This is a genomic window from Mesorhizobium sp. B3-1-9, assembly GCF_006439595.1.
In the GTDB taxonomy this organism is placed as follows: domain Bacteria; phylum Pseudomonadota; class Alphaproteobacteria; order Rhizobiales; family Rhizobiaceae; genus Mesorhizobium.
In genome coordinates, this window is sequence record NZ_VFTJ01000052.1 from 1 (window position 1) to 2,666 (window position 2,666).

General features: G+C 64.1%; 1 protein-coding gene. It reads left to right on the plus strand.

The window, feature by feature from the left end; all coding sequences use genetic code 11:
- On the plus strand, nt 1–2,666 hold a 2,666-nt coding region (locus FJW07_RS31545; protein WP_140860981.1), incomplete at both ends, for a tandem-95 repeat protein.

A 2,666-nucleotide genomic window follows, 5' to 3' on the forward strand; every position in this document is an offset into this window, starting at 1 on the left:
GTCCGAGATCAACACCGGCACGTTCGCCATCAACTCGCCCGACGGCATCGGCTCGGTGAACATCAACGGCACGAATATCTCAGGCGCCGAGCTTGCCAACAGCGCGTCAACGCCGGTTACCATCACGACGCCGCTCGGCAATTTGACCATCAACGGCTACGACGCCGCCACCGGGCAGGTGAGCTACACCTACACGCTGGAGCATAGCGCGCAGCATCCGGACGGCGCCGGTACCAATTCCACCTTCGACAACTTTACGGTGACAGTCACCGACAGTGACGGTGACGTCTCGCTTCCAGGCACGCTTTCGGTGCAGATCGTCGATGACGTGCCGGTTGCGCATGACGATGTCGCCACGCAGGCCACCGAGGATGCACCGGTAACGGTGAATGTCATCGCCAACGATGTGCCCGGCGCGGACGGCGTGAACATCGCCGATCCTACGAAGGTCAGCTATGTGGCGAACTCGCTGACGGGCTCCGGCACGGTCACCTATCACAATGACGGCACCTTCACCTACACGCCGGCCGCCGGCGAACAGGGCACGGTGACGTTCCAGTACCAGATCGTCGATGGCGACGGCGACGCCTCGGTGGCGACGGTGACGATCAATCTGAAGCCGGATTCGACGCCCACCATCGATGTGACGCCGCAGAATCCCGATGCGAACGGCCACAGCGCGGCGAGCGAGGCCGGCCTTCCGCCGCATGACGGCCTGCCTGCGGGTTCGGGCGAAATCGCCGACAACGACGCCAACAACAACAGCGACACCAGCGAGACGACGACCGGCGCGCTGGCTATCACCACGGGCGGCGACACGATCGGCCACCTCTATGTGACCGACAAGGACAATACCCAGATCGAGGTGACGAACGCGGCTGGCGGCATTCTGGTGCACGGCCAGTATGGCGACCTGACCATCACCGGCACGCCGGCGACCGGCTACACCTATTCCTACACGCTGCTGGATAGCACCCCGGGCAACGGCACGCATGACGACTTTGCCGTCAAGGTGGTCGATTCCGACGGCGACCCTGCCAACACCACACTTACCATCGACATCGTCAACGACGTGCCGACGGCGCATGACGATTTGGCTACGCAAGGCACCGAAAATGCCCCGGTGACGGTGAATGTCATCGCCAACGATGTGCCCGGCGCGGACGGCGTGAACATCGCCGATCCTACGAAGGTCAGCTATGTGGCGAACTCGCTGACGGGCTCCGGCACGGTCACCTATCACAATGACGGCACCTTCACCTACACGCCGGCTGCCGGCGAGCAGGGCACGGTGACGTTCCAGTACCAGATCGTCGACGGCGACGGCGACCCGTCGGTGGCGACGGTGACGATCAATCTGAAGCCGGATTCGACGCCCACCATCGATGTGACGCCGCAGAATCCCGATGCGAACGGCCACAGCGCGGCGAGCGAAGCCGGCCTTCCGCCGCATGATGGCCTGCCTGCGGGTTCGGGCGAAATCGCCGACAACGACGCCAACAACAACAGCGACACCAGCGAGACGACGACCGGCGCGCTGGCTATCACCACGGGCGGCGACACGATCGGCCACCTCTATGTGACCGACAAGGACAATACCCAGATCGAGGTGACGAACGCGGCCGGCGGCATCCTGGTGCACGGCCAGTATGGCGACCTGACCATCACCGGCACGCCGGGGACCGGCTACACCTATTCCTACACGTTGCTTGACAGCACCACCGGTAACGGCACGCATGACGATTTCGCCGTCAAGGTGGTCGATTCCGACGGCGACCCCGCTTCCACGACGCTCACGATCGACATCGTCAATGACGTGCCGACGGCGCATGACGACACGGACGCGGCGCAGTCCGGCGAGACCGTGACCGGCAATGTCGAGGCCGGAACGAGCACGCATGGCCTCGGCGCGGCAGACACGGCTGGAGCGGACGGTATCGCATCCATCAGTTGGACGAACGCCCAAGTGAACGCCGGCGTGACGACAGTAACGGGCACGCATGGCGTGCTGACGGTCTTCGCCAATGGCGAATACAGCTATCAGGCCAACCCGAACACGCCCACTGGCACTGACGTCTTCAACTACACCATCACCGACGGCGACGGCGATACCTCGCCGGCGACGCTGACGATCGAGGTGACCGGCAGCCAGCCGCGTGTGGTGGCGGAGGTTGCGGCGGTCAACGAGGCGGGCATCGACACAACACCACCGGTCGGCGACCTTGGCCCCGGGACGGTGGACGGCTCGCATGCGGGCGACGGCTCGGAGACGACGACGGGCAAGTTGACCTTCTCGGATCCCGACGGGGCGACCGTGACCGGTGTTCAGGCCGGCAATATCGTCGGCGACGTGAACGGCAATGTCGGCACGAATATCAATGGCACATACGGCATCCTGCACGTCAACGCGGATGGCACCTATAGCTATACGCTGACGTCGCCGGAGGCGAATGTCCCGGCGGGCAACGACGGCGCCAACGTGCAGCCCGGGCAGGACGTGTTCACGTTCACGGTAACCGACAGCTTCGGCAATACATCCACTTCGACCATATCGATCAATATCACGGACGATGTACCCACGATCACGCCGAGCGGCACGGCCGCGCCGACGCTGACGGTGGACGAGAGCTACCTGACGGCTGCGACCAACAACGGCGTCAATGGCT